The sequence below is a fragment of the Oceanibaculum sp. genome, assembly GCF_022449305.1.
Lineage (GTDB): Bacteria > Pseudomonadota > Alphaproteobacteria > Oceanibaculales > Oceanibaculaceae > Oceanibaculum > Oceanibaculum indicum.
Genome location: NZ_JAKUSO010000103.1, coordinates 1 through 6,400, shown reverse-complemented (window position 1 = coordinate 6,400; position 6,400 = coordinate 1). Strand labels below are relative to the sequence as shown.

5 protein-coding genes are annotated in these 6,400 nt (G+C 66.3%); all 5 read right to left on the bottom strand.

Translation table 11 applies throughout. From position 1 onward, the window contains the following. Window positions 1-999: F0F1 ATP synthase subunit beta (atpD, locus tag MK313_RS17630; RefSeq protein WP_287783441.1), on the bottom strand; the 999-nt coding region annotated here is incomplete at its 3' end. Window positions 1,000-1,041: 42 nt separating this feature from the next. Then, the gene (locus tag MK313_RS17625; protein ID WP_287783438.1) at window positions 1,042-1,929 is read right to left on the bottom strand and encodes a F0F1 ATP synthase subunit gamma; all 888 of its coding nucleotides are present in this window, start codon (window positions 1,927-1,929) and stop codon (window positions 1,042-1,044) included. Between the two features lie 38 nt (window positions 1,930-1,967). After that, window positions 1,968-3,497, bottom strand: coding sequence for a F0F1 ATP synthase subunit alpha (gene atpA / locus MK313_RS17620; RefSeq protein ID WP_121218744.1), 1,530 nt, complete (start codon window positions 3,495-3,497; stop codon window positions 1,968-1,970). Further along, window positions 3,497-4,057 carry a F0F1 ATP synthase subunit delta gene (locus MK313_RS17615; protein WP_407669823.1) on the bottom strand — a complete coding sequence of 187 codons (561 nt, stop codon included), beginning with the start codon at window positions 4,055-4,057 and terminating at the stop codon, window positions 3,497-3,499. Before MK313_RS17615 ends, atpA begins: the two co-directional genes overlap by 1 nt. A gap of 278 nt (window positions 4,058-4,335) precedes the next feature. Beyond that, window positions 4,336-6,400, bottom strand: a 2,065-nt coding sequence (locus MK313_RS17610; protein ID WP_287783435.1) for a primosomal protein N', incomplete at its 5' end; no start/stop codon positions are given.

Sequence of the window (6,400 nt, the reverse complement as noted above, 5' to 3'; positions counted from 1 at the left end):
CGACAACACGGTGGTGGCGTCCAGATGGGCGAAGGAGGTCGCGGGTGCCGGGTCGGTCAGGTCGTCGGCGGGCACGTAGATGGCCTGCACCGAGGTGATCGAGCCCTTCTTGGTGGAGGTGATGCGCTCCTGCAGGCCGCCCATGTCGGTACCCAGCGTCGGCTGATAGCCCACCGCCGAGGGGATACGGCCCAGCAGCGCGGACACTTCCGAGCCGGCCTGGGTGAAACGGAAGATGTTGTCCACGAAGAACAGCACGTCCTGGCCTTCCTCGTCGCGGAAATACTCGGCCTGGGTCAGGCCGGTCAGCGCGACGCGGGCACGGGCCCCCGGGGGCTCGTTCATCTGGCCATAGACCAGCGCCACCTTGGAACCTTCGCCATCCAGCTTGATGACGCCCGATTCCATCATTTCGTGATAGAGGTCGTTACCCTCGCGGGTACGCTCGCCGACGCCGGCGAACACGGACACGCCGCCATGCGCCTTCGCGACGTTGTTGATCAGCTCCATGATCAGCACGGTCTTGCCGACGCCGGCACCGCCGAACAGGCCGATCTTGCCGCCCTTGGCATACGGCGCCAGCAGGTCGATCACCTTGATGCCGGTGATCAGCTGTTCAGTCTCGGTGGACTGATCGACAAAGGCCGGGGCCTGGCGGTGGATCGGCATCTTGGTCGCCGTCTTCACCGGGCCACGCTCGTCCACCGGGTCGCCGATGACGTTCATGATGCGGCCCAGCGTCTCGGGGCCGACCGGCACGGAGATCGCCTCGCCGGTATCGACAGCCTCCTGGCCGCGGACCAGACCGTCGGTCGTGTCCATGGCGATGGTGCGTACTGTGTTCTCACCCAGATGCTGGGCGACTTCCAGCACCAGGGTGCTCTTGCCCAGCTTCACATGCAGCGCGTTCAGGATGGCCGGCAGGTCGCCGTCGAACTGAACGTCAACGACGGCGCCGATCACCTGGGTAATCTTGCCAACGAGATTTTTCTTCGCCATGGCCTACTCCACTCTTTCGATCCGTTTTGCCGCGCCGGTCCGTTACAGCGCTTCCGCGCCGGAGATGATCTCGATCAGCTCCTTGGTGATGTTCGCCTGGCGCTGGCGGTTATACGTCAAGGACAGCTTGTTGATCATGTCGCCGGCATTGCGGGTGGCGCTGTCCATCGCGGACATGCGGGCACCCTGTTCGCCGGCGGCGTTCTCAAGCAGCGTCTTGTAGATCTGCACCGCGAGGTTGCGCGGCAGCAGCGCCGCCAGAATCTGCTCCTCGTCGGGCTCATATTCGTAGAGCGCCTGGGAGCCGGAGGCTTCCTGCGTCTCTTCCTTGGCGGGCAGCGCCACCGGGATGATCTGCTGACCGGTCGGAATCTGCGCAATCGCCGACCTGAAGCGCGCGTAGAAGATCGTCGCCACGTCGAACTCGTCGGCCTCGAACATCTCCAGCAGACGCACGGCGATGCCGTTGGCGTCCGCGAAGGAGAGGCGCTTCTGGCCCGCGAAGCTGATCATATCGACGATCTTGTCGCGGAATTCGCGGCGCAGCACGTCGCGCCCCTTGCGGCCGACGCACAGGATCTTCACCGTCTTGCCGTCGGCAAGCAGCTTGCGGATGTGGTTCCGCGCGGCGCGCACGATGTTCGTGTTGAAGCCGCCGCACAGGCCGCGATCCGCAGTGGCGACGACGACCAGGTGCACATCGTCCTTGCCGGTGCCGGAAACCAGCTTGGGGGCGCCGGTGGCGCCCTGCAGCCGGCCGGCGACCGAGGCCAGCATCCGCTCCATGCGCTCGGCGTAGGGGCGGGCGGCTTCGGCCTGCTCCTGTGCGCGGCGCAGTTTCGCGGCGGCGACCATCTTCATCGCCGAGGTGATCTTGCGCGTCGATTGGACGCTCTTGATCCGATTTCTTAGGTCTTTGAGGCTGGGCATCCGCTTTCGCCTTGGTTGCTGCCGGGTCCGCTAGGCGATCAGGCGAAGGTCTTGGAGTAGGTCTCCAGGAGATCCTTCAGCTTGCCCTCGATTTCCGAGGTCAGCTGCTGCTCCTTGCGGATCGCAGCCAGGATGTCCTTGCCCTTGCCGCGCAGCTCCGACAGCAGGCCCGCCTCGTACTTGTTGACCTGATCCACCGGGATCTTGTCGAGGTAGCCCTTCACGCCGGCATAGATCACGGCGACCTGCTCCTCAACCGGCAGCGGGCTGTACTGCGGCTGCTTCAGCAGCTGCGTCAGGCGCGAACCGCGAGCCAGCAGGCGCTGGGTCGAGGCGTCGAGGTCGGAGGCGAACTGCGCGAACGCTTCCATCTCGCGATACTGGGCCAGTTCCAGCTTGATCGAGCCGGCAACCTGCTTCATCGCCTTGATCTGCGCGGCGGAGCCGACGCGCGACACGGAGATGCCGACGTTCACCGCCGGGCGGATGCCCTTATAGAACAGGCCGGTTTCCAGGAAGATCTGGCCGTCCGTGATCGAAATCACGTTGGTCGGGATGAAGGCCGACACGTCGCCCGCCTGGGTCTCAATGACAGGCAGCGCGGTCAGCGAACCGGAGCCATGCTCCTCGTTCATCTTCGCGGCACGCTCCAGCAGGCGCGAGTGCAGATAGAACACGTCGCCCGGGAAGGCTTCGCGGCCCGGCGGGCGGCGCAGCAGCAGCGACATCTGGCGATAGGCAGTGGCCTGCTTCGACAGATCGTCATAGATGATCAGCGCATGCATGCCGTTGTCGCGGAAGAACTCGCCCATGGCGCAGCCGGTATAGGGCGCCAGGAACTGCAGCGGGGCCGGCTCGGAGGCCGTCGCGGCGACCACGATGGAATATTCCATCGCGCCGTAATCTTCCAGGGTCTTCACGATCTGCGCGACGGTGGAGCGCTTCTGGCCGACCGCAACATAGATGCAGTACAGCTTCTTCGACTCGTCGTCGCCCTTGTTGATCGCGGCCTGGTTCAGGATCGTGTCGATCGCCACCGCGGTCTTGCCGGTCTGGCGGTCGCCGATGATCAGCTCGCGCTGGCCACGGCCGACCGGGATCAGGCTGTCGATGGCCTTCAGGCCGGTCTGCATCGGCTCATGCACCGAGCGGCGCGGGATGATGCCGGGCGCCTTCACCTCGACGCGGGTACGCTTCACGTCCTTCAGCGGACCCTTGCCGTCGATCGGGTTGCCAAGGCCGTCAACAACGCGGCCCAGCAGGCCCTTGCCGACCGGCGCGTCAACGATGGTGCCGGTACGCTTGACGGTGTCGCCTTCCTTGATGTCGCGGTCGTCGCCGAAAATCACGACACCGACATTGTCGGTCTCGAGGTTCAGCGCCATGCCACGGATACCGTTGGGGAATTCGACCATTTCGCCGGCTTCGACCTTGTCGAGGCCATAGACACGGGCAATGCCGTCACTGACCGACAGAACGGTGCCGACCTCGGCCACTTCGGCTTCGGTGCCGAAATTGGCGATCTGGTCCTTCAGAATAGAGGAGATCTCGGCGGCGCGGATGTCCATCAAGCAGTCCCTTTCATCGCGAGCTGCAGCCGCTGCAGCTTGGTGCGCAGCGAACTATCGATCATGCGTGATCCAACCTTGACGATCAGCCCGCCGATCAGGGCAGGCTCGACCTTCGTTTCGATGGCGACGGTGGAACCGATCGCCTTTTTCAATGCGTCCGTGAGCGCCTTTTCCTGGGTCTTGGTGAGCGCCTTGGCAGAGGAAATCTCCGCCGTGACTTCACCGCGCCGCCGGGCAAGCTCGCTCAGGAAGGCATCAATGATACCGGGGAGGGCGAACAGCCGGCGGTTCATCGCCAGCGTGCCCACGAATTTCTTGGTCAGCGGCTTCGCGCCGGCCTTGTCGAGAATGGCCGCGATGGCCTTCGACTGCTCGTCGCGCGACAGGATCGGCGAGCGGGTGAGCCGCGCCAGATCCTCGGAGTCGACCAGCATTTGCCGCAGATCGCGCAGATCGGCGGCAACGTCGTCGAGCGTCTTTTCGGTTTCCGCCAGCTCGTAGAGCGCCGTTGCATAACGCTGGGCGATCGCTGACAGGCCTTGCATCCCTTTCGCCAACTGGGAAGCTCCCACTTCTGATGAGGATGACCTAAGTCTCTGAGTGTCGCGCACCGCCCAATGTCAAGGAAAGCCAAGGGACGGAAGCAATACCGAACCCTGTTGGAAGGCAACCCTCCCCCCAAGGCCGGGCGTTGTCTAACATAGTCGTATGGGGTGTGCAAGCCGTAGCGGGGCACTAATCACGCGCATTTCGACAATCATTTTCGGGCAGCCGGAAAGCTCGTTGGAAGGCCCATTGGGAGGCAGGGCGCGCGCGCCCTTGGCATAAGCCCGGATCAGAGGAAATTGTACGGGTCGATATCCACCGAAACACGCACCGCATGCGGTATCTGCACCTGCGCCAGCCAGTGCCGCAGCACGGTCTGCACATTCACCCCGCGCGGGGCCTGCAGCAGCAGCCGGAAGCGATGCCGCCCGCGCAGCACGGAAAAGGGGGCCGGGGCCGGGCCCAGCACGCGGACATTCTCTTGCCGGGGCGCGCTCCGCCCCAGGCGTAGAGCCGTGGCCTCCACCTGATTTCGGTCGGCACCGGAGACGATGAGGGCGGCCAGCCGGCCATAGGGCGGCATTCCGGCGCGCCGGCGGTCATCCGCCTCGGCTTCCAGGAAACGGTCGCGGTCGCCCTCGACCAGCGCCTGGATGACCTTGTGACCCGGTTCGTAGGTCTGCAGCAGCACACGGCCCGGATGCTCGGCACGACCGGCGCGCCCGGCCACCTGGTGCAGCAGCTGGTAGGTACGCTCCGCCGCGCGCAGATCGCCACCGACCAGGCCGAGATCGGCATCGACCACGCCGACCAGCGTCAGCATCGGAAAATGATGACCCTTGGCGACCATCTGCGTGCCGATCAGGATATCGACTTCGCGGTCGCGCACGCTGCGCAGCATTTCCGCGACCGCTGCCGGCCCGCCCAGCGTGTCGCTGGCGATCAGCGCAAAGCGGGCCTCGGGGAACAGGTGCAGCACCTCCTCGGCGATGCGTTCCACACCGGGGCCGACCGCCTTGAAACCTTCCTCGCTGTCGCAGGCCGGGCAATGGTCCGGCAGCTTTTCGGTATGGCCGCACTGGTGGCATTGCAGCCGCCCGGCCAGCCGGTGCTCGACCAGCCAGGCGGTGCAGTTCGGGCAGGCCAGGCGATGGCCGCAGGCACCGCACAGCGTCAGCGGGGCATAGCCGCGCCGGTTCAGGAACAGCAGCGCCTGTTCGCCGGCTTCCAGCGTGCCGCGTAGCGCCTCGACCAGCGGCGGCGACAGCCACCGGCCGGGCGGCGGCTTGCTGGCCCGCATATCGATGGCCTGGATCATCGGCAGGGCGGCGCCGGCAAACCGGTCGGGCAGGCTGACCCGCTGGTAGCGGCCGCTCTCCACATTCGCCATGGTCTCCAGCGAGGGCGTGGCCGACACCAGCACGATGGGGATCTTCGCCAGATAGGCGCGCACCACCGCCATGTCACGGGCATGGTAGGTGACGCCTTCCTCCTGCTTGAAGGCGCTTTCGTGTTCCTCATCCACCACGATCAGCCCTAGCGCCGGGAAAGGCAGGAACAGGGCGGAGCGCGCGCCGACCACAATACTGGCCTTGCCTTCGGCGATGGCGCGCCAGTTGTCGCGGCGCTGCGCCTGCGTCAGTTCCGAATGCCATTCGGTCGGGCGGCAGCCGAAGCGCGCCTCGAACCGTTCCAGCCAGTGCGGCGTCAGCGCGATTTCCGGCAGCAGTACTAGCACTTGCGCGCCTTCTTTCAGCGCGGCGGCAATGGCCTCGAAATAGACCTCCGTCTTGCCGGAGCCGGTGACACCATCCAGCAGCGTCGCGCGGTAGCCCTGCCCGATGCCGCTGGCCAGCGCTTCTGCCACAGTCGCCTGATCGGGGGCGAGGTCGGCCCGCTTGCGGTCCGGGTCGGGCTGTTCCGGCGGCAATGCGGGGGGCAGCAGCACGGGACGCAGCGCGCCAGCCTCCGCCAGCCCCTTCACCACACCGGCCGAGACACCGGCCTGCCGCGCGATCTCGGCGGCGGGCAGCGGCGGCAGGCCGGCCAGGAAAGCCAGCACGCGGCGGCGCGCCGGCGTCGGGCGCAGCGCCTCCGCATCGAAGCCGGGCGCGGCTTCATAGGCGGTGACGGGCTTCGGCGGTTCCAGCGCCGCCGGCACGCTCATCGCCATGCGCAGCACGGCGCCGGGGGCGGCCAGCGTGTAGGAGGCGACCCAGGAGACGAAGCCGCGCAGCGCTTCCGGCATCGGCGGGACATCCAGCACGCCGGTAATGTCCTTCAGCCGGGCTTCCGGCACCGCGCTGTCGCCACCCAGCCGCCAGACCACGCCCAGCATCTGGCGCTTGCCCCGC